This is a genomic window from Pseudomonas grimontii (assembly GCF_007858185.1).
Lineage (GTDB): Bacteria > Pseudomonadota > Gammaproteobacteria > Pseudomonadales > Pseudomonadaceae > Aquipseudomonas > Aquipseudomonas grimontii.
Window position 1 is genome coordinate 121,884 of sequence record NZ_VFES01000011.1, and the last position, 20,832, is coordinate 142,715.

Annotated in this window: 21 protein-coding genes and 1 tRNA gene; 4 read left to right on the plus strand and 18 right to left on the minus strand. The window is 59.7% G+C overall.

The genetic code is table 11. The features are described 5' to 3' along the window. Positions 1–376: 376 nt before the first annotated feature. Positions 377–466: transfer RNA gene (locus FIV39_RS18125), tRNA-Ser, on the minus strand. 336 nt (positions 467–802) lie between these two features. Between FIV39_RS18125 and FIV39_RS18130 the strand changes: the two genes are divergently transcribed. The 3 genes from FIV39_RS18130 to FIV39_RS18140 all read left to right on the plus strand — a co-directional run bounded on the left by FIV39_RS18130 (position 803) and on the right by FIV39_RS18140 (position 3,468). After that, the gene (locus FIV39_RS18130) at positions 803–1,495 is read left to right on the plus strand and encodes a crotonase/enoyl-CoA hydratase family protein (protein WP_090400378.1); all 693 of its coding nucleotides are present in this window, start codon (positions 803–805) and stop codon (positions 1,493–1,495) included. Between the two features lie 212 nt (positions 1,496–1,707). Further along, a complete protein-coding gene (locus FIV39_RS18135) occupies positions 1,708–2,454 on the plus strand; it encodes a lysophospholipid acyltransferase family protein (protein ID WP_090400379.1) in 747 nt (248 codons plus the stop codon). A 42-nt stretch (positions 2,455–2,496) separates the two neighbouring features. Beyond that, on the plus strand, positions 2,497–3,468 hold the full coding sequence (locus tag FIV39_RS18140) for a magnesium and cobalt transport protein CorA (protein WP_090400380.1): 972 nt from the start codon (positions 2,497–2,499) through the stop codon (positions 3,466–3,468). Here FIV39_RS18140 and FIV39_RS18145 read toward each other — a convergent pair. From FIV39_RS18145 to FIV39_RS18155, 3 genes are all read right to left on the minus strand, one after another. Beyond that, positions 3,465–4,190, minus strand: coding sequence for an amidotransferase (locus FIV39_RS18145; protein WP_090400381.1), 726 nt, complete (start codon positions 4,188–4,190; stop codon positions 3,465–3,467). The genes FIV39_RS18140 and FIV39_RS18145 overlap by 4 nt on opposite strands. A gap of 93 nt (positions 4,191–4,283) precedes the next feature. Further along, on the minus strand, positions 4,284–6,431 hold the full coding sequence (locus FIV39_RS18150; RefSeq protein WP_090400382.1) for a 3-hydroxyacyl-CoA dehydrogenase NAD-binding domain-containing protein: 2,148 nt from the start codon (positions 6,429–6,431) through the stop codon (positions 4,284–4,286). Positions 6,432–6,447: 16 nt separating this feature from the next. After that, the gene (locus FIV39_RS18155; protein ID WP_090400383.1) at positions 6,448–7,653 is read right to left on the minus strand and encodes an acetyl-CoA C-acetyltransferase; all 1,206 of its coding nucleotides are present in this window, start codon (positions 7,651–7,653) and stop codon (positions 6,448–6,450) included. Positions 7,654–8,299: 646 nt separating this feature from the next. Here FIV39_RS18155 and FIV39_RS18160 point away from each other — a divergent pair. Next, positions 8,300–9,106, plus strand: coding sequence for a c-type cytochrome (locus FIV39_RS18160; protein ID WP_090400384.1), 807 nt, complete (start codon positions 8,300–8,302; stop codon positions 9,104–9,106). Positions 9,107–9,134: 28 nt separating this feature from the next. Here FIV39_RS18160 and FIV39_RS18165 read toward each other — a convergent pair whose 3' ends face one another. The 14 genes from FIV39_RS18165 to FIV39_RS18230 form a co-directional block, all read right to left on the minus strand. Continuing rightward, positions 9,135–9,938 carry a transglutaminase family protein gene (locus FIV39_RS18165; RefSeq protein ID WP_090400385.1) on the minus strand — a complete coding sequence of 268 codons (804 nt, stop codon included), beginning with the start codon at positions 9,936–9,938 and terminating at the stop codon, positions 9,135–9,137. Further along, positions 9,935–10,885 carry an alpha-E domain-containing protein gene (locus FIV39_RS18170; RefSeq protein ID WP_090400386.1) on the minus strand — a complete coding sequence of 317 codons (951 nt, stop codon included), beginning with the start codon at positions 10,883–10,885 and terminating at the stop codon, positions 9,935–9,937. The genes FIV39_RS18165 and FIV39_RS18170 overlap by 4 nt, the downstream gene beginning before the upstream one ends. 4 nt (positions 10,886–10,889) lie before the next feature. Continuing rightward, positions 10,890–12,299, minus strand: a complete 1,410-nt coding sequence (locus FIV39_RS18175; RefSeq protein WP_090400387.1) for a circularly permuted type 2 ATP-grasp protein — start codon at positions 12,297–12,299, stop codon at positions 10,890–10,892. Between the two features lie 457 nt (positions 12,300–12,756). Beyond that, positions 12,757–13,098 carry a ribonuclease E inhibitor RraB gene (locus tag FIV39_RS18180; protein ID WP_015885395.1) on the minus strand — a complete coding sequence of 114 codons (342 nt, stop codon included), beginning with the start codon at positions 13,096–13,098 and terminating at the stop codon, positions 12,757–12,759. A gap of 213 nt (positions 13,099–13,311) precedes the next feature. Next, a complete protein-coding gene (locus FIV39_RS18185; protein WP_090400388.1) occupies positions 13,312–13,548 on the minus strand; it encodes a hypothetical protein in 237 nt (78 codons plus the stop codon). Positions 13,549–13,651: 103 nt separating this feature from the next. Then, positions 13,652–14,257 (minus strand): START domain-containing protein, encoded by a 606-nt coding sequence (locus FIV39_RS18190; RefSeq protein WP_090400389.1) that lies wholly within the window; start codon positions 14,255–14,257, stop codon positions 13,652–13,654. Between the two features lie 41 nt (positions 14,258–14,298). After that, positions 14,299–14,553: a YkgJ family cysteine cluster protein gene (locus FIV39_RS18195; protein WP_017527406.1), complete on the minus strand. Its 255-nt coding sequence runs from the start codon at positions 14,551–14,553 to the stop codon at positions 14,299–14,301. Between the two features lie 162 nt (positions 14,554–14,715). Continuing rightward, the gene (locus FIV39_RS18200; RefSeq protein ID WP_090400390.1) at positions 14,716–15,207 is read right to left on the minus strand and encodes a translation initiation factor 2; all 492 of its coding nucleotides are present in this window, start codon (positions 15,205–15,207) and stop codon (positions 14,716–14,718) included. A 104-nt stretch (positions 15,208–15,311) separates the two neighbouring features. After that, positions 15,312–16,751 carry an aminotransferase-like domain-containing protein gene (locus FIV39_RS18205; RefSeq protein WP_090400391.1) on the minus strand — a complete coding sequence of 480 codons (1,440 nt, stop codon included), beginning with the start codon at positions 16,749–16,751 and terminating at the stop codon, positions 15,312–15,314. Between the two features lie 271 nt (positions 16,752–17,022). Then, the gene (locus tag FIV39_RS18210) at positions 17,023–17,838 is read right to left on the minus strand and encodes an OmpA family protein (protein ID WP_090400392.1); all 816 of its coding nucleotides are present in this window, start codon (positions 17,836–17,838) and stop codon (positions 17,023–17,025) included. After that, positions 17,835–18,197, minus strand: a complete 363-nt coding sequence (locus FIV39_RS18215) for a DUF4398 domain-containing protein (protein WP_090400393.1) — start codon at positions 18,195–18,197, stop codon at positions 17,835–17,837. The genes FIV39_RS18210 and FIV39_RS18215 overlap by 4 nt, the downstream gene beginning before the upstream one ends. Positions 18,198–18,206: 9 nt before the next feature. Further along, positions 18,207–19,022, minus strand: coding sequence for a substrate-binding periplasmic protein (locus tag FIV39_RS18220; protein ID WP_090409776.1), 816 nt, complete (start codon positions 19,020–19,022; stop codon positions 18,207–18,209). Between the two features lie 84 nt (positions 19,023–19,106). Next, positions 19,107–20,036 (minus strand): electron transfer flavoprotein subunit alpha/FixB family protein, encoded by a 930-nt coding sequence (locus FIV39_RS18225; protein WP_146371576.1) that lies wholly within the window; start codon positions 20,034–20,036, stop codon positions 19,107–19,109. 2 nt (positions 20,037–20,038) lie between these two features. After that, entirely contained in the window at positions 20,039–20,788 is a 750-nt protein-coding gene (locus tag FIV39_RS18230; protein ID WP_090400395.1) for an electron transfer flavoprotein subunit beta/FixA family protein, read from the minus strand. Positions 20,789–20,832: the final 44 nt, after the last annotated feature.

Below are 20,832 nucleotides of genomic sequence, written 5' to 3' on the forward strand. Positions count from 1 at the left end.
ACCTAGCGCATGAAGGCATAACGATAGCATTTGTCAAAGTCGGCTGTGTAGGGGTCTCGTGCTTTATTACAGGCCTGCAAAGCACGCTCTCTAGTGAAAGCCCTACTATTTCTAGCGCGAAACAGACAGAAGGAACCACCTATTTCTTAGCTGCGTGGACGAACGTTGCTTTATCTATGCTTCGTTCTGTTGCCGCCCATTTGGGCAACTCCTGCATATCTATAGTCGACAGAGCAGCAGACGAGATGGGGCTCATTCTTGAGCCAGCCCCCCCCCATCTGTCCCAGATCTGTCCCATATGGCCATTTTTCAGACGTCAAAAATCACAAACCCCCGACTTTCTCTATAAAAATCAGGGGTTTGCGTTTTCAGAATGTGGCGGTGAAGGAGAGATTCGAACTCTCGATACAATTTCTTGTATACACACTTTCCAGGCGTGCTCCTTAAGCCACTCGGACACTTCACCGTATCTCGTCAAACCAGTTCAGTCTGTCGAGGCGCGCTAATGTAGTCGAAAGCCTTTCTGATGGCAAAGGTTTTTTTCAGAATTTTCATGCGGTTAGACGGCTATGCCGGTACTGGCCCGGCAAGGGGTGGTGATTCTGCCATTCTTGGGCATGGGCGGCCTGCGTCTGGGGCGGGTGTTGCGCCCTGCCCCAGGCCTTCCAGCGCTCACCCTGCGGGAAAAGTCTGACTGGGCAGTCAGTCATGGTGCTTTACCGGGGCGGGCGTGGTGGGTAACGTCTGTGCATGTGCCTCTATAAACAGCCTCTCTATAACAAATCCTACAAGGAACCGCGTCATGAGTGAGTTGATTACTTACCACCTCGAAGACGGTATCGCGACCCTGACCCTGAGCAACGGCAAGGTGAATGCCATTTCTCCGGATGTGGTCAGTGCGTTCAATACAGCGCTGGACCAGGCCGAGAAAGATCGGGCGGTGGTGGTGATCACCGGCACGCCGGGGATTCTGTCGGGTGGTTATGACTTGAAAGTGATGACGGCCGGCCCTAAAGAGGCGATCGGCCTGGTGACGTCGGGTTCGACGTTGGCGCGCCGCCTGTTGTCGCACCCGTTCCCGGTGATTGTGGCGTGCCCTGGGCATGCGGTGGCCAAGGGGGCTTTCCTGTTGTTGTCGGCGGATTATCGGATTGGGGTGGAAGGCCCGTTCAGCATTGGCCTGAATGAGGTGGCGATCGGCATGACCATGCACCACGCCGGTATCGAGCTGGCGCGGGACCGTTTGCGTAAGTCGGCGTTTCATCGGTCGGTGATCAATGCCGAGATGTTTGACCCGCAGGGCGCGTTGCAGGCTGGCTTCCTCGACAAGGTGGTGGTACCTGAAGAGCTGCATGCAGCAGCGCTGGAAGCGGCGCGTCAGCTGAAGAAACTGAATATGAACGCGCATAAGCACACCAAACTGAAGGTGCGTAAGGCGCTGCTGGAGGCGTTGGATGAGGCAATCATCCAGGATCAGGGCCATATCCTGAGTTAATACCTACAACCGAAACATCAAAGCCCGACCTTGCGCCGGGCTTTTTCTTACAAATTAATCCGAAACATCTTTAGCCGCTCTAGCCTGCCTATGTTGGTACATATTGAAACATGTGCTTAAACATCGCCCATCTCCTACCTCTTTAGGGACAATTGCCGAATACAGTGCACATCCGTACACTGCGCCACCTTTTGTCACGATGGGCCGTGTCGATGCTTTTTCTGTTACGTATGTTATTGATGGGCCTGCACTTTATGGTCGCCGGTGTGCTGGGCGTCCTGCTCGGGGCCTGCCGGCCGTTCAACCCGGACAACAGTCGTTTGTGCGCGCGCCTCTATGCGCTGCCGGCCATGTGGATTCTGCGGCTGAAGGTGAAGACCGATGTCGACTCCCTGCGCAACAAGCCGGGCACGCGCGTGATCATCGCCAACCACCAGTCCAACTATGACCTGTTTGTGTTGGGCACCGTCGTGCCCCATCGCACTGTGTGTATCGCCAAAAAGAGCCTGAAATGGGTCCCGCTGTTCGGCCAGCTGTTCTGGCTGGCGGGCAATGTGCTGATCGACCGCGGCAATGCACACAAGGCACGTCGCGCGATGCTCACCACCACTCATACGTTGCAGCATCAAGACACGTCGATCTGGGTGTTTCCGGAGGGCACGCGCAACCTGGGCAAAGGCCTGTTGCCGTTCAAGAAAGGCGCGTTTCATATGGCCATCGCCGCTGGCGTGCCCATCGTGCAGGTGTGTGTCAGCAATTACGTCACCCATATGCGGCTTAATCGCTGGAACAGCGGTGATGTGCTCATACGCTCGTTGCCACCGATTCCTACTGTGGGCCTGACTTCGGATGACATCCCGCAGTTGATGCAGACCTGTCAGGCGCAGATGGATGAGTGCATCACGGCCATGGACCGTGCACTGCAATCCTCGGCAACAATCGAACTCGCGTCCAGCTAAGCTGCCCAACACCTGTCCCCCTAATAAGAAGTGATCAGCACCATGGGTAGAGTTGTTGCGGCCGCCGTGTACAGCGCCGGAAAGAAAGTCACTGATATTACCCTCGACGAAGGCGCGGCCTGGGCCGCCAAACCCGGGCACTTTGTGTGGATCGGCCTGGAAGAGCCCAACGCCCAGGAGCTGACCAACCTGCAACGCCAGTTCAACCTGCATGAATTGGCCATCGAAGACGCCCTGGAAAAACACAGCCGCCCCAAGCTGGAAACCTTCGGTGATGCGCTGTTTATCGTCACCTATTCACCAGTACGCGAGAACGGCAAGCTGGAGTTTATCGAGACCCATATCTTTGCCGGTAAGGGCTACATCATTACCGCACGCAATGGTCACTCGGCGTCCTACGGCTTTGTCCGCCAGCGTTGTGAGGCGCGCCCGCTGTTGCTGGAGCATGGGGAAGATTTCGTACTGTATGCACTGTTGGATTTCGTCACCGAAAACTACCAGCCGGTGAGCGAAGCGATCCACGCCGAGATCGATGAACTGGAGCACAACGTATTGTGCAGCTCGCTGAGCGAGCGCGATATCCAGAAGATCCATGGCCTGCGCCGCGATGTACTGCGGCTCAAGCGCTATGTGGCGCCGATGGTGGAGATCAGCCAGGAGCTGCAGAAGCTGAGCTTCCCGTTTATCGACAAGAACATGCGCCCGTATTTCCGTGATGTGCAGATCCACGTGACACGGCAGATGGAAGACCTCACCACCCTACGCGACATCGCCAGCCAGACCATCGAGATCGGTGTGTTGCTGGAGGCCTCGCGCCAGAGCGTGGTGCAGCGCAAGTTTGCCGCGTGGGCGGCGATCCTGGCGTTCCCCACCGCAGTGGCGGGGATTTATGGGATGAACTTCCAGAACATGCCCGAGCTGCAATGGCACTACGGCTATTTTGCAGTGCTCGGGTTTATTGCGTTCGGCTGCACGGGCTTGTGGGCCAGTTTCAAGCGCTCGGGCTGGCTTTAAACCCGGGCCTCGGGCTTGTGCGCCACGAAGCGCATCATCCATTCCGCCACGGTGACGCCGTGGTGGTCGCGCGCCAGGCTGGCTACGCCGTTTGTGTAGACTTTTTCACCCAGGGTTGTCTGAAGAATCTCCAGCAGCTCGCGGGAATAGTCATGGATAAATTCCGGATGCCCCTGGAAGCACAGCACCTGGTCGCCGATGTGGTACGCGGCGAACGGGCAAAACTCGCTGGAGGCGATGACCGTGGCGTTGTCCGGCAAGGTCGTGACCTGGTCCTGGTGGCTGATCAATAGCGTCAGCTCTGGCACTTCGGGGCTCATCCACGGCGCCTTGGTATCCAGTTTGTAATCGTGAATGCCCATGCCCCAGCCCTGGCCGGCGCGCTCGGCCTTGCCGCCCAGCAGCAGCGCCAGCAATTGGTGGCCGAAGCAGATGCCCAGCAACTTGTCGCCACGCTCATAGCGTTCGAGCAGGTAGGTCTTGAGGGTCTGGATCCATGGGTCGGTGCCGAAGGAATCGGCCTTGCTGCCGGTCACCAGGTAGGCATCGAACACTTCGTCGTCCGACGGGTATTCGCCCTGCACCACGTTGTACACGACAAACTCGGCAGGAATCGGCTGCTTGGAGAACAGGCGCTTGAACATCTGCCCATACCCTTGGTACTGATCGATCAAGCCTGGACGCAGGATATCGGTTTCCAGGATACAGACGCGTAGCGACATAAAAAATACCTGACACGGTGATGGGAATAATGCACACCCCAGAGCCTGCCTTGAAATACCCCTCCAAGGCAAGCCCCGCTGGATGCTCTTTGATCACCGAAACACTTCATCTCGTGCGGCTTTTTCGAGCAACAACGCCGGCGGCGAGAACCGCTCCCCATACTGTTCGGCCAGGTAGCGGGCGCGGGCAATAAAGTCGTTGAGGCCGTACTGGTTGATAAACTGCAACGCGCCACCACTCCAGGCGGCAAAGCCAATCCCGAAGATCGACCCCACGTTGGCGTCAGCGGTGGACATCAACACGCCCTCCTCCACGCATCGCACGGTCTCGATGGCCTGGATAAACAGCAGACGGTCGCGCACATCCTGCGCTGAAATCCGCTGGTCGGCTCGCTCAAAGCGCGCTTTCAACTCAGGCCACAAATGCTTCTGCCCGCCCGCCGGGTACTCGTAGAAACCGCCCCCCGCCGCCTTGCCCGCGCGTTTGTACTCGTTCACCAACAGATCAATCACCACCGTCGCCGGATGGCTCGGCACTGCTTTACCTTCAGCCTGCAGATCCTTGGCAGCCTGCTGTCGGATATGGCTCATCAGGCTGAGGGACACTTCGTCGGACACCGCCAGCGGCCCTACCGGCATACCCGCCTTGCGCGCCTCGGTCTCGATCATCGGCGCAGCCACACCTTCGCCCAGCATGGCGATGCCTTCATGGGTGAAGGTGCCGAACACCCGCGAAGTGAAGAACCCACGACTGTCGTTGACCACGATCGGAGTTTTCTTGATTTGCAGGACGAAATCGAACCCCCGGGCCAGGGTTTCGTCCGAAGTGCGGGCGCCCTTGATAATTTCCACCAGGGGCATCTTGTCCACCGGGCTGAAGAAATGCAGGCCGATGAACTTGCCTTGATCCGGCACCGCCGTGGCCAGGCCGCTGATGGGCAAGGTGGACGTGTTGGAGGCGATCACCGCATCGGCGCCGACCACACGGTGTGCGGCAGCCGAGACCTTGGCCTTGAGTTCACGATCTTCGAAGACCGCCTCGATGATCAGGTCGCAACCGACCAGATCAGCCTCCGAAGCCGTAGGATGAATCCGCGCGAGGGTGGTTTCGCGCTGCTCGGCGGTCAATTGCCCACGGCTGACCTTCTTGTCCAACAGCGCCATCGAATGCGCCTTGCCCTTCTCGGCGGCCGCCAGGTTGATGTCCTTGAGCACCACATCGATGCCCGCGCAGGCGCTGACATAGGCGATGCCTGCGCCCATCATCCCGGCGCCAAGCACCCCGACCTTACGCGTCACGTACGGCGCAAAGCCCTGAGGCCGCGAGCTGCCGGCGTTGATTTCATTGAGTTGGAACCAGAAGGTGCCAATCATGTTTTTCGCCACCTGCCCGGTGACCAGTTCGGTGAAGTAGCGGGTTTCGATCAGGTGCGCGGTATCGAAATCCACCTGCGCGCCTTCCACGGCGGCGCAGAGGATTTTCTCCGGGGCCGGGAAGCAGCCATTGGTTTTGCTGCGCAAGATCGACGGTGCGATGGCGAGCATTTGCGCAACTTTCGGGCTGGACGGCGTGCCACCGGGAATCTGATAAGTCTTGGTGTCCCACGGCTGCTTGGCCTGCGGATTGGCGAGAATCCAGGCGCGGGATTTGGCCAGCAGTTCAGTGCGATCCGCCGCCAGTTCATCCACCAACCCGGCTTGCAGCGCCTGCTGGGGCCGGACTTTTTTGCCTTCGAGCAAATACGGCAAAGCTTTTTCCAGCCCAAGCATGCGCACCATACGCACCACGCCACCGCCGCCCGGCAGCAGGCCGAGGGTGACCTCCGGCAAACCGAGTTGTACCGACTTGTCATCCAGCACGACGCGGTAATGACACGCCAGGCAGACCTCCCAACCACCGCCGAGGGCTGCGCCATTGATGGCGGCCACCACCGGCTTGCCGAGGGTTTCCAGGCTGCGCAGTTGCGCCTTCAACACCACCACACTGTCGTAGAAATCCTTGGCGTGAGCCTTGTCGACCTTGATCAGTTCATTGAGGTCGCCGCCGGCGAAAAAAGTCTTCTTCGCCGAGGTGATAACCACACCGGCAATGTCGTCCTTTTCCGCTTGCAGGCGTGCGACGGTGGCCGCCATCGCGTCGCGGTACGCGGCGTTCATGGTGTTGGCGCTCTGGCCGGGCATGTCGAGGGTCAGCACCACGATCTGGTCCTGGCCTTTTTCGTAACGAATGGCATCGGTCATGACAAATTCCTTGGGCTCAGAGACGTTCGATGATAGTGGCGATGCCCATGCCGCCGCCGACACACAGGGTGGCCAGGCCGTAGCGCTGCTGGCGCACCTCCAGTTCGTCGAGCAGGGTGCCGAGGATCGCGCAGCCCGTGGCGCCCAACGGGTGGCCCATGGCGATGGCGCCGCCGTTGACGTTGACGCGCGCGGCGTCGATGCCCATGTCCTTGATGAACTTGAGCACCACCGAGGCAAAGGCCTCGTTGACCTCGAACAGGTCGATGTCTTCTATGCGCAAACCGGCCTTGGCCAGCGCTTTACGGGTGGCCGGTGCCGGGCCCGTGAGCATGATGGTCGGGTCGGTGCTGGTGACGGCGGTGGCGACGATGCGCGCCCGAGGTTGCAGGCCCAGCTCGCGGCCCTTTGCTTCGGAACCGATCAACATCAACGCGGCACCGTCGACGATGCCGGAGCTATTGCCCGGTGTGTGGACGTGGTGAATGCGTTCCACATGGCTGTAGACCCGCAACGCGGTGGCGTCGAAGCCCATCTGGCCAATCATTTCGAAGCTGGGCTTGAGCTTGCCCAGGCCTTCGAGGGTGGAGTCGGCGCGAATAAACTCATCGTGGTCCAGCAGCACAATGCCGTTCTGGTCCTGCACCGCGATCAACGACTTGTTGAAGGAGCCGTCTGCACGCGCCCTGGCGGCTTTCTGCTGGGACTGTAGGGCAAAGGTATCGACGTCCTCGCGGGTGAAACCTTCCAAGGTGGCGATCAGGTCGGCGCCAATGCCCTGGGGCGTGAAGTGGCTGTGCATGTTGGTCTGCGGGTCGAGTACCCAGGCCCCGCCATCGCTGCCCATCGGCACGCGGGACATGGACTCCACGCCGCCGACCACCACGAGGTCTTCAAAGCCGGAGCGCACTTTCATCGCGCCGAGGTTGACCGCTTCCAGGCCCGAGGCGCAGAAACGGTTGATCTGTACACCGGCGACGCTGACGGCCCAGTCCGCCACCAGGGCGGCGGTCTTGGCGATGTCGGCGCCCTGGTCGCCCAGCGGGGTGACGCAACCGAGCACGATGTCATCCACCTGCTGGGTGTCGAGGTCGCTGCGTTGCGCCAGCGCGGTGAGCAGGCCGGCCACCAGGTTTACCGGCTTGACGCTGTGCAGGGCGCCGTCGGCCTTGCCTTTGCCGCGGGGCGTGCGTATCGCATCAAAGATCAAAGCTTGGGTCATGACGTCCTCGAACCATTGCGCAGTAGTGCCCTTACCTTAGGCCCGATTGACACGGTTTCAATGACGGATGCGCTCATTGCTTTTGACCGCCACGCTCGGACGAACGGTAGGTACCTAAGGTAATTGCGTGATTAATCGTTTTAGCTGTCTAGCCAAGGCATTGGCGCCAAGATGGCGTTATGCCTCATGCCTTTTTAAGCTGAAACTCTTATTAAGTGATATGAAATGGGTCTAAGCCGCAAAGAACGAGGGCTCTAAGGTTCAATCAGTAAGAAGTTGCTGCCGGGTTTTGCTGGAGCAGCTGTAAGAAAAGCGACACGTCACCTTGCGATACTCATCACACCGGCACGCATTTGACGCTCAGGAATAACAACAAAAGGCAGTCAGCCATGTTCAAACATTCGAAAGTACGTCAGGCGGGACTTATTCTGTTCGCCACCACCCTGATTCTGATCTTGCCCAACCTGACCAAGGTTATTGGCTAACGGTCCGCCCTCCATTCTGTGCACTTATTGCATCGGGATTATCGCTTTTGGCAGCACCTGTCGGGACTTCGTGCATAGCGATCCTGTTGCAGGGGCTGCCTTTTTACGCGCGCTTTTCCGGTATCGTGGGCCCCATCGCCACTTAACACGGGGCCGCCGTCTTGAAACCGACCTTCGCACTCCTTGCCTTGTTGCTCGCCCTGCCCGCCTCGGCGGCACAATTGACCGTCGAGCTGGATCACACCCGCAAAACGTGGGAAACCGCCGACCTGCTCAAGCATCCGGACGCGCAAACGGTGCAGGTCGTCGATGACGTCTCCTACAAACGCAACATGACCTATCGCGCAGTACCGCTGGCAGTGCTCCTACCGGGTCTCCCGCCCGATAAGCATCTGCAAGCCGTTGCCCTCGATGGATTCGCCGCGGAACTGACGGCCGCACCGTTGCTGCAAAAAAACGGCGCGCGCGCCTGGCTGGCCGTGGAAGACCCGGCCCACCCCTGGCCGCCATTGGCAGACGGCAAGCCGAGCGCCGGGCCGTTCTACCTGGTGTGGACCGATCCCCAAGCCGGGCATATCAGCCCGGAACAGTGGCCGTTCCAGATCTCCGGGATCAAGCAGCTGACGACGGTGGCCGAACGTTTTCCGGCGTTGTTGCCCGACCCGAGGCTGGCGGCCGATGATCCGGTCAACCAGGGCTTTGCGCTGTTCCAGAAGAACTGCCTGGCCTGCCACCGCCTCAATGGCGGCGGCGATGCACAGGTGGGACCGGACCTGAATATTCCCTACAACCCTACGGAATATTTCAGCGGCGACTTCCTCAAGCGCTATATCCGCGATCCGCAGAGCTTGAGGCACTGGCCACAGGCGAAGATGCCAGCGTTCGCCGCCAGTGTGTTGCCTGACAGCGAGCTGGAGTTGCTGGTGGGGTACTTGAAGCATATGGCGGGGCGTAAGCAACTACCTTGAATCCACCACAACCCCTGTGGCAAGTGGATTATTGCTGCTGGACCGAGATCACCGGCGTCGGCGCCACGAACACCTTGGCATGCATCTGCTCATGCCCGCCGCCACGGCGCATGCCACGCACCGGGCAAGCGTCGAGGTAGTCCAGGCCCACGGCCAGTTTCAAATGCCGCTCCGGCCGGGCCAGTTGGTTGGTCACGTCAAAGCTGTACCAGGCGTCATCCAGCCAGGCCTCGGCCCAGGCGTGGCTGGCCAGGTGGGTGCTGTCTTCCGTGTACAAATACCCCGACACATACCGCGCAGGAATGCCCAGGCTGCGCGCGCAGGCCAGGAACGCATGGGTATGGTCCTGGCACACCCCCGCCCGCCCTGCGAAGGCCTGGGCGGCACAGGTGTCGACTTCGGTGGCACCCGGCGTGTAGACCATCGACTGGTTGAGGGCGTGCATCAGGTCGATCAACGCGGTGCGATCACGACGCTGGTGGCAATGCTGTTGCGCAAAGGCGCGCAGGGCTTCGTCCGGCTCAGTCAGGCGGGTGCAGCGCAGGAACGGAAAGGCTGACTGGCTCTCATGCTCGGCCTCGCGCAACTCATCGATATCCACCTGGCCACGGGCGCCGATGATGATGGCGTCGTGGGGTTCGTCCAGGGTCAGCACGTGCAGGATATTACCGAACGGATCTATCTGCGCACGCACCGGGCGTGGCAGGTCCAGCTGCCAACTGAGCACATGCTGACGCTCGCTGTCGTGGGGCGTAAGGCGCAGGTACTGGATGCTGGCGCGTACCTGGTCGTCGTAATGGTAGGTGGTTTCGTGACTGATGGAGAGTCTCATGCAGCCTCCAGGTAGGAACTGTAGATGGCGTCGCCCAACTGGCGGACCAAGGGGATAAAGTCGGTCAGCCAGGCGTGCAGGCCTTCCTCGAGGATTTCATCGATCGCGGTGAAGCGCAGGCGCGCATCCATCTCGGCCGCCAGGCGCTGGGCCGGACGGCCGTTGATGCCGGGCAGGCTGGCGAGGATCTGGTCGATCTCTTCGCTGCAGGCCCGCAGCGAGCGCGGTACATCGGCGCGCAACAGCAACAGCTCCGCGACTTGTCGGGCGCCTGGGGCGTCGCGGTAGATCTCGGTGTAGGCCTCGAACGACGATAACGCGCGCAGCAAGGCACTCCACTGATAGTAGGCGTGGGCGGTGCCATCGGTGACGGCTTCGGCCTGGTCGCCGGCCATTTCATAACGCGCATCCAGCAGGCGCAGGGTGTTGTCGGCGCGTTCGATAAAGGTGCCCAGGCGAATAAAACGGAAGGCGTCGTTGCGCATGATGGTGCCGTAGGTTGCCCCCCGGAACAGATGGGAACGTTCCTTGACCCACTCGCAGAACCGACTCATGCCGTAGCGGCTGAGGCCTTGCTGTGAGATTTCGCGAATATCCAGCCACGTGGCGTTGATGTTTTCCCACATGTCGGCGGTAATTCGCCCACGCACGGCATGGGCACTGGCCCGCGCCGCGCCGAGACAACTGTAGATACTGGCCGGGTTGGCCGCATCCAGGGCGAAGAAATGCAACAGGCGTTCGGCGTGCAGTTCACCGTGGCGTTCGCGGTAGTCATCCAGCGTGCCGGTGATCAGCAGCGGCATGGCCAACTCATGCAGGCCATCACCGCGCCCATCCTGGGGCATCAGCGACAGCGAATAACTGACATCGAGCATGCGCGCGAGGTTTTCAGCGCGTTCCAGGTAGCGCGACATCCAGTACAAATCCGAGGCAGTTCTACTCAACATGGCATCAGTCCTCGACCACCCAGGTGTCTTTGGTGCCGCCACCCTGAGACGAATTAACCACCAGTGACCCTTCACGCAGCGCTACACGGGTCAAACCGCCGGGTACCACACGGGTTTCCTTGCCGGACAACACGAACGGGCGCAGGTCGATATGGCGCGGTGCAATGCCGTTTTCGACAAAGGTGGGGCAGGTGGATAAACACAGGGTTGGCTGTGCGATATAGGCCTGGGGCTTGGCCTTGATACGCGCACGGAAGGCTTCGATTTCGGCTGCCGTGGACGCAGGCCCCACCAGCATGCCGTAGCCGCCGGAGCCCTGGGTTTCCTTCACCACCAGGTCCGGCAGGTTGGCCAGCACGTGGGACAATTCGTCGGGCTTACGGCATTGGAATGTGGGAACGTTCTGCAGGATGGGTTCTTCATCCAGGTAAAAACGGATCATCTCGGTGACGAAGGGGTACACCGACTTGTCATCCGCCACCCCGGTGCCGATCGCATTAGCCAGTACCACGTTGCCCGAGCGATACGCCGCCAGCAGGCCGGGCACGCCGAGCATGGAGTCCGGGTTGAACGCCAGCGGGTCGAGGAACGCATCGTCGAGGCGACGGTAGATCACGTCCACGGCTTTGGGGCCGTCGGTGGTGCGCATGAACACACGGTCATCGCGCACGAACAGATCCGCGCCTTCCACCAGCTCCACGCCCATTTCCCGGGCTAAAAATGCATGCTCAAAAAACGCGCTGTTGAAACGCCCAGGGGTCAGTACCACCACGCTGGGGTTATCCAGGGGGCTGGCGCTTTTCAGGGTATCGAGCAGCAGATTGGGGTAGTGATCGATCGGCGCGATGCGCTGGGCGGCGAACAACTCAGGGAACAGGCGCATCATCATCTTGCGGTCTTCGAGCATGTAGCTCACGCCGCTCGGCGTACGCAGGTTGTCCTCCAGCACGTAGTAGGTGCCGTCGCCATCGCGTACGAGGTCGACCCCGGAGATGTGGGAATAAAGGTCGCGATGCAGGTTCAGCCCCTGCATCGCCAACTGGTATTGCTCGTTGGCCAGTACCTGTTCAGCCGGAATGATCCCAGCCTTGATGATGCGTTGTTCGTGGTAGAGGTCGGCGAGAAACATGTTCAGCGCCTTGACCCTTTGAATGCAGCCACGCTCGACCATGCGCCATTCGCTGGCGGGAATACTGCGGGGGATGGTGTCGAAAGGAATCAAACGCTCGGTGCCCTGCTCGTCCCCGTAAAGCGTGAAGGTGATCCCGGCGCGGTGGAACAGCAAGTCGGCTTCGCGCCGGCGCTGGGCCAGCAGTTCAGCGGGGGTGTCGGCCAACCAGCGGGCGAACTCGCGGTAGTGAGGGCGAACCTGCCCTGCCCCATCGTACATTTCGTCGTAATAAGTGCGGATCATGCCGTACTCCTTGTCACCCGGACGCAAGAACCATCGCAAGGCCCGTGCCAGCGGCATAAACACTTAAAAATCAGTGGGTTAAATATAAGCAAAGACCTGGTCGCACCGTCCTGGTGCGCAGAATGCGCGCTGCAATGCTGCACGCTTCATGGCAATGCAAGCTTTGGCTATCAACAGCATAGCCAGAGTTGATTTCACTGCCCGCCGAAGCCTGCGGATAATCATCCCCATCAGCTGAACAGGATGTGTCCTACAGCTTTAACCATCGCGCAATCGGTACCGTGACAGCTCGTGTACCGACCGACTCCTCCGGTCTTCCCTTTCGGCCACCCTTTTCGGGTGGCCTTTTTTTTGGTGCAAGAAAGGGCTGTGCTAGTTCCGTAGATTTTCTCACTGCACACACAAAATCGGCCGACCCTAGGGTCAGCCGATACGCTGCGTTGCTCATACAATTGCGCTACATGGGTAACCCACGCACCTCTTGCTTGACGCCCCATCCTTCGATGATCCCGCCCAGCGGTTCGACCACTGCTTCAAAGTCTTGCTCGAAGTCTCCTATGCCGTCGTAGGTTGCAAACATGATCTTGCTCAGTTCCAGGTACCAGGCGCCATCGTCGCGCGCACTGACCTGGGCATTCAGGGACTCACCACGAAATTCACCCGCAGCCCTGCGCGCCCGTTCCTCATCCGGGAAAATGGCGTAGAACTCAATGGGGTGGAAACGTGAGAAGTCGAAGCCGCCTTCCTTCATGCGGCGCAGAACGTTGGTGCTGATGTCTTCTTGATAGGCTGTGCTCATGAAACGTCCTCCTCAAACCGATGGATAGACTTTCCGTGCTTCCCAAAGCCCGCGCGTTACCGGCGCGGGTACCACGGCAATAACATCACCACGGGAAAACAAGCATGTAGCTGACAAGACCAGACCTTAGCGATTCATTCGCTGATCTCACTTGCAGAGTAGCGCGAAGCTATCACCTCCACCAGAGGTGCTTGAATGGCATACAGGGAATGTTCAGGCGGCGGGAGAGATGTCGAGGATTTGAATACTGTTCTGGTCTTTGAGGATCTTGACCGTTGGCTCAGGCTTGCGGCCCTCAAGGTCATTGAGGTCAAGTTCGGCGGCCACGGGCACCAGTTTGTTGCGAATCATGTGTGCCGCATCTTCGAGGCTGGGCTTCTGCTCGCAGGTGAACTGCTCCACGGACCGTACGCCGTGATCATCAACGAAGGTAATCTGCCACTTTTGCATCGGTGCCTCCTCGATAAAACCCGTGTGTGGGCTTACAACTATCTGGACCTTGAGGGCTCGGCAAACGTTCCACTCACGTCAGGAGGCACCGGATCAACTGCATTTATTTTTCAGCGTGTTCTTTCAAGGCTTTCAAGGTGTTGAACGGCGCGTCCACCACGAACTTGTTGGCCAACCACGACGGCACGCTGCCGCCCGGCTCGGTGTGTACCTGGTAGGTGACTTCGGTCTCATTGGCGCCTTTAGGCACCAGTTTCCAGAAGCCCTCGACCTGGGCGACACGCACGTAGCCTTTTTCTTCGGGCTTGTAGGTCGGCACGCCCTGCAACTTGCGGGTTACGTTGCCGTCGGCGTCCTTGGTGGTGGTGACATGGATGTACGAGTCACGATCGGTCACCGGGAACGGCGCGTTGAACTGGGTGTAGGTCCAGGCCTCATCGCCTTTCTTGTCGACCAGCTTCTGGGATTTGCACTCATGAATCCACGAACAGGCGCCGACCACATCTTCCTGAAGTGCCTGAATCTTGGCGACAGGCGCCTTGATCACGGTCACACCGCGATAAGCCTTGTATTTGGAGCCGGCAACTTCGCTCAGGGACACCTTGATACCGCCTTCGTCCTTGGCGACTTGCCAATCCTCAGCCTGGGCAGTGGCAGCAAATAACAGCGTAAAACCGCACAGCACAGCCATTCGTTTCAGCGAACCCATTGTTGTATTCCTTATTGTTGAAGTTCCAATAGTAAAGCCCATCAAGCCGCCGTCATCTGCTCCCACCAGCCGATCAACCGGATCGCATCGGCCTGGTCGGTACCGCAGACATCGATATCCGCCTTGAAATCACTGCACACCGCCGGGCGTTCCGGCTGGCCGAACAGTTGGCACAGCTGTTCGACCGACAGGTGCAGGCAGCGTTCGCCCGCCGGTTTGCCATTGGGCATTCCGGGTAAGGGCGAACTGATGGAGGGGGCGATGCAGCAAGCGCCACAGCCTTCACGGCAATTCATGACCAGCAGGTCCTCGACGACTCAATAGGGATGGCCGGGCTAGAGTACGCCCTTAAACAGCCGTTTTAAAATGGGTTAACAGGGGTTTTTCGCACAAAACAAAAGTGACCGACCAGTCTGCGACAGATGGTCGAAGGCCTGCGTCACCGTTGCAGGAAAAGTTTACTGTTTGAACTCGAATTCCAACGCAGCACCTTCCACATCACGGCGCTCTTCGTTGCGCAATTGCAGCTTCATCTCATTGCTGAGCAAACGGCCGTTGATCTGGAACGCACTGTTGTCGGTGGGCTTTTCACCAAACATCGGCGGCAGCAACGGCACGCTCTTGGGCTTGGGCACGGTACCCAGGGGCTGTAGATGCCTGACCATGTCCGAAGGCAGGGACAAATCCAACTGTGCCGGTGGCAGTTTGGTCTGTGCCACTTCCTGGGCTGACTTGGATTTTTTCGCCGCCGACGCACGTTTTTTCGCCGTGGCGGTTGGCTTCTTAGCGACGGGGGCTTGTTTGGCGGGACTCGGTTTTTGTACCGGAGCATCCTGCTGGGTATTGGCAGCGGGCTTGTTTTCAGCCACAGGTGCTGCCGCCAGCACTGTGCTGACGTTACACAGGCTAAACAGGCCAATCACCAAAGCAGCGCGAACAATCGAGGTCATATTGCCTACAGCATTAACGGCAGAGGGCCATATGCTCGCTTGTTGTGCACGGCATGACAAGCGCGGTGATTAGCCAACTATTGGAGTTGCCCCCGTTCAACACCTCAAAAACCGGCTGCCGTTTCCTGGCATAACTGGCTGGCCAGCATGCCCAGGGTCATCAGCGCACGCTCTGCTTCGCGGTTCCACGGGGTGCCGCAGTTGAGGCGAATACAGTGGTTGAACTGCTCGGTATTGCTGAAGATCAACCCCGGCGCGATGCTGATGCCCTGTTGCAGGGCACGCACGTGCAGTTCCTGGGTATTGACCCGCCCAGGCAAACTGACCCACAAAATAAAGCCTCCCTTCGGACGGGTCATCTGGGTACCTTCCGGGAAATACTGCTGCACCGCCAATTGGAACGCGCTGAGGTTCTTGCGGTATTCCTGGCGGATATAACGCAGATGCCGGTCGTAGCCGCCGTTCTCCAGGTACGCCGCAACGCCCATCTGGGTGACGCTGCATGCCGAGTGGGTGCTGAACATTTGCAGGCGCTGGATTTCCTGCTGGTATTTGCCGGCGATCATCCAGCCGATGCGCACGCCCGGCGACAAGGTCTTGGAGAAACTTGAGCAATAGATCACTCGGTCGAGGCGGTCGTAGGCCTTGAGGGCCTTGGTGCGGCCCAACTCGAACATCAGTTCACCGTAAATATCGTCTTCGACAATCTGGATATCGAAATCCGAAGCCAGGCGCAGCAACTGTTTCTGCCGCTCCTCGGGCATGGTGCCGCCCAGTGGATTGCTCAGGCGCGTGGTCAGCACCAGGGCCTTGATCGACCATTGGTTGGCTGCCAGTTGCAAGGCTTCCAGGCTCATGCCGGTGGACGGGTCGCTGGGGATCTCGATGACCTTGAGGCCCAACAGGTCAGCCAGTTGCAGCAAACCGTAATAGGTCGGTGATTCAGCCGCGATCAAGTCGCCGGGGCGTGTCAGCACCCGCAGGGACATCTGCAATGCGTCAACACAGCCGTGGGTGATCACCACTTCGGAGGGGTCCACCACCACGCCGGCGTCACGCATGCGAATCGCCACCTGGCGGCGCAGCGGCTCAAAACCGGGGCTGAACATGTAGCTGAAGGCACGTGGGCTCTGGAAGCGCGTGACCTTGGCCAACTGCTGATGCAGCGCCCTCACCGGTAAATAGTCGACGCTCGGCACGGCGGCGCCCAGCGGAAATACACCTTCGCGGCGCGACTCGCCCAATACCTGCTGGATAATGCTGCTGCGGGTGACCAACCCCGGGCGCTCGACCCGCGCGATGTCCGGCGTCGGCGCCGTGAGCGCTGGCGTCTGGTGCACGTAGTAACCAGACTGCGGCCGCGCCCGGATCAACCCCTGGTCTTCCAGGTTGGCGTAGGCCTGCAATACCGTGGCGTGGCTGACATTGAGCTGGGAGCTCATCTTGCGCACCGAGGGCACGCGCTCGCCAGGTTGATAGACACCGCGACGGATGTCCTCAGCCAGTTGCTGGGCGATACGTTGGTATAGCAACAGATTGGTCATGACGCAGCACTCGATTTCACGGGTATTTTATTTTTGTGTGAAACATACCGGCACAGTTTAGAAGTGTACGGGGACAGTTGCCACAATAGTCGAGCGCGCGCGGGAGTGACAGTAAAAACTGTAAGGTGAGTGGAGAGAATATTCAGATGTATACAGAACAATGTGGGAAAGGGCTTGCCCCCGATGACGGAGTGTCAGTCGCCGCAAATAGTGGCTGATCCACCGCTATCGGGGGCAAGCCCCCTCCCACATTCTTGATCGGTGAAAGGCTTTAGCGCGCGGCGCCCAGTTGGCCTTTTTCATCGGAGAACACTATTTCCACGCGACGGTTCTGCGCCCGGCCACGTTCGGAGGCGTTGGCTTCCACCGGATACTGGTCGCCGTAGCCCTCGACCTGGATGCGTTTCTCGTCGATCCCCAGGTCCACCAGCACATCGGCCACCGATTGCGCGCGGTCACGGGACAGCTTGAGGTTTTCCTGCTGACCACCCGTATTGTCGGCGTACCCCTCGATGCGCACCACACGCTTGGGGTTCAGTTGCAGGAACTGCACGATTTTCAACACGGTGCGGTTGGCCGAGTTTTTCAACTCCGCTTCACCGGTATCGAACAGCACGTCGCCCAGGGTCATCACCAAACCACGATCGGTCTGGGTGGTGGTCAGGCTGGCGATCTGTTCTTCGAGCCATTTACCCTGCTGCTGCACGCTGATCAGCTTGCTTTCACGCAGGGCCAGTTGCAGGCGCTGGCGTTCCAGTTCGAGCTTGGCGCCACGCTCTTCGTTAAGCGCCTGCTCGGTGTGTTCGCGGGCGATGGCACTGTAGCGCTGGCTCAGGTAGGCGTAATGCACCACGTCGGGGCCGCTGCCCCAGTAGCTGGACAAGCGGTCGGCCCGTGCCAGGGATTCACCGGCGCGAATCACGTCCTTGGGCGCGATACGCAGCACGTTGGCGTCTTCCTTGACCTTCTGGAAGTCGCTGCCCGCCTGTTGCAAGGCCTGTTCGCCACTGGGGTGGCTGGCACAACCGCCGAGTGCCGCACTGCCCAGCAACACGGCACAGCTCAAACCACGGATCATCGGGCTCATTGGGCTTCTCCCAACTGCAATTGCTTGCGCAGGCGCGTGATGCGGGTGTTGAGCACGTTCAGTTGTTCCTGGCTCTTGCGGGTCAACACTTTGGCTTCGGCCAGGCGCGCATCCAGTTCGGCCTGTTCGGCCTGCATGCGCGCGTCCTTGTAGGATTGCTCGGCCATGTCGGTCTTGGCCTGGGCGAATTTGTCTTCGGCCAGTTTCAATTCGGGGGATTCATCGGCGCTGGCGCCCACGGCGTTGGCTTGTTCCAGGGCTTGCTGGGTGAGGCGAATTTGTTCATTCGGCGCAGGATCGGCTGCACATCCCGCCAGAGCGACAACGGCGAGGGCCGCGAAAAAAGGTCGAAGAGTCACTGAAAATCCCTACTTTGTTGGGGTGCCGACGGGTTGTTGCAATTGCGCTTTCCAACGCTCCAGATTGCGCTGCAGCGCGGCTTCCGTCACACCAGACCCGGGCAATTCTGTCATCTTTTTGGCCAGCTGTCCGCGCAGCCAAGGATCATTGCAGGCGGAGTTGTGGGAAATCGCCAGGTACAGGCCGGGCTGGTCGATGGGAATATCACAGGCGATCAGGTCGTTGCTCATGCCCAGCGTCTGGGCCATGGCCATGCCGGAGTAACGCCCGGCCAGCACGTAGTCCACTTCCCCCAGCAGCAGTTTCTGGAAGGCCGGGGTCAATGTGGGCAGGCGTTGCAGGGTCAGTTGCTGGCCGGCGAAGGTTTCAAAGTCGCGGCTCAAGCGCGCCCGCTCCGACACCGCGCCCTTGTGACCATGCAGGTCGGCCGCCGAGGTATAGACCAGCGCCGAATCCTTGCGGGTCCAGACCAAGTAATCGAGCTGCACCAGCGCCGGGTGAATGTAGTCGAGGTTTTCCAACTCGCCGAGGTTCAGCGGCGCATCGGCGAGGATGTCCATGCGCCCGCTGCGCACTTCGTCCAGGGCCAGGGAACGAATGCCACCGTAGAGCAGGTCGATTTTCAGGCCGAGGTCCTTGGCCACCTGTTGCAAGACATCGGCGGTGGCGCCGATCAGGTGCGTCGGGTCTTGGGGATCGCGCCACAGCAGCGGCGGTGCGTCCGGGCTGCCGGTGATGACCAGGCGATCACATTTGCCGGCAGCCAGGGCCAGGCCCGGCAACAACGTAAGGCCTAGCAGTACGGCCCAGGGGCGCAGTTCCATGGCGGTTTCTCCGATGTTCAAAAAAGCCCAGGCCAAAAAAAGCCCGGTCACAAGACCGGGCTCTTTATAAGTGAAGCGGCTGGATTAGACCAGCTTCTCCAACTCAGGTACAGCTTCGAACAAGTCCGCGACCAGGCCGTAATCGGCCACCTGGAAGATCGGTGCTTCTTCGTCCTTGTTGATCGCGACGATCACTTTGGAGTCTTTCATACCGGCCAAGTGCTGGATCGCGCCGGAGATACCGACGGCGATGTACAGCTGTGGCGCAACGATCTTGCCGGTCTGGCCGACCTGCATATCGTTGGGTACGAAACCTGCGTCGACGGCGGCGCGGGAAGCACCGACCGCAGCGCCCAGCTTGTCGGCCAGGGCGTACAGGTGCTTGAAGTTGTCACCGTTCTGCATGCCACGGCCGCCGGAAACGACGATCTTGGCAGCGGTCAGCTCAGGACGGTCCGACTTGGCCAGCTCTTCGCCAACAAAGCTGGACGTGCCTGCGTCGTGGGCCGCGGAAACAGCATCAACAGCCGCCGAACCACCTTCGGCGGCAACCGGATCGAAACCTGTGGCACGCACGGTGATGACCTTGACGGCAGCGGTCGATTGCACGGTGGCAATGGCGTTACCGGCGTAGATCGGGCGTGTGAAAGTGTCGGCGCTTTCGACCGAAACGATCTCGGAGATCTGGTCAACGTCCAGCTGCGCGGCAACGCGTGGCAGGATGTTTTTGCCGTTGGAAGTGGCGGCAGCCAGGATGTGGCTGTAGCCGGCGGCCAGCTCAGCAATGAGCGGAGCAACGTTTTCCGGCAACTGGTGAGCGTAAGCGGCGTTGTCGGCCAGCAGTACTTTGCTCACGCCAGCCACTTTGGCTGCGGCATCAGCCACGGCGCCAGCGCCTTGACCGGCGACCAGTACGTGGATGTCGCCACCGATTTTAGCGGCAGCAGCAACGGTATTCAGGGTGGCCGGGGCCAGCACTTTGTTGTCGTGTTCTGCGATTACCAAGATAGTCATGGTTAGATTACCTTCGCTTCGTTTTTCAGTTTCTCGACCAGTTCAGCCACCGACTTGACCTTGATGCCCGCGCTGCGTGCAGCCGGTGCTTCAACCTTGATGGTCTTGTTGGTGGAGGCGGTGGAAACGCCCAAAGCGTCCGGAGTCAGCACTTCGAGAGGCTTCTTCTTGGCTTTCATGATGTTTGGCAGGGACGCGTAGCGCGGCTCGTTCAAACGCAGGTCGGTGGTGACGATGGCCGGCAGTTTCAGCGAGACCGTCTGCGCGCCGCCGTCGATTTCACGGGTCACGGCAACGTTGTCGCCGCTCACTTCGACTTTCGACGCGAAGGTGCCCTGGCCGTAACCGGTCAGTGCAGCCAGCATCTGGCCAGTCTGGTTGTTGTCGCTGTCGATCGCCTGTTTGCCAAGGATCACCAGCTGAGGCTGTTCCTTGTCGACAACGGCTTTGAGCAACTTGGCCACGGCCAGGGAGGTCAGCTCTTCAGCGGACTCGACCAGGATGGCGCGGTCGGCGCCCAGTGCCAGGGCAGTACGCAACTGCTCTTGAGCAGTGGTCGGGCCGACGGAAACCACGACGATTTCAGTCGCCACGCCTTTTTCTTTCAGGCGTACGGCTTCTTCCACGGCGATTTCACAGAAAGGGTTCATCGACATCTTGACGTTAGCAAGGTCGACGCCGGAATTGTCCGCCTTGACGCGAACTTTCACGTTGTAATCGACAACGCGTTTGACAGCTACAAGAACCTTCATGGATTCCTCGTTACTCTCCGGTGAAAAGAAAGTCGCCTAGGCGA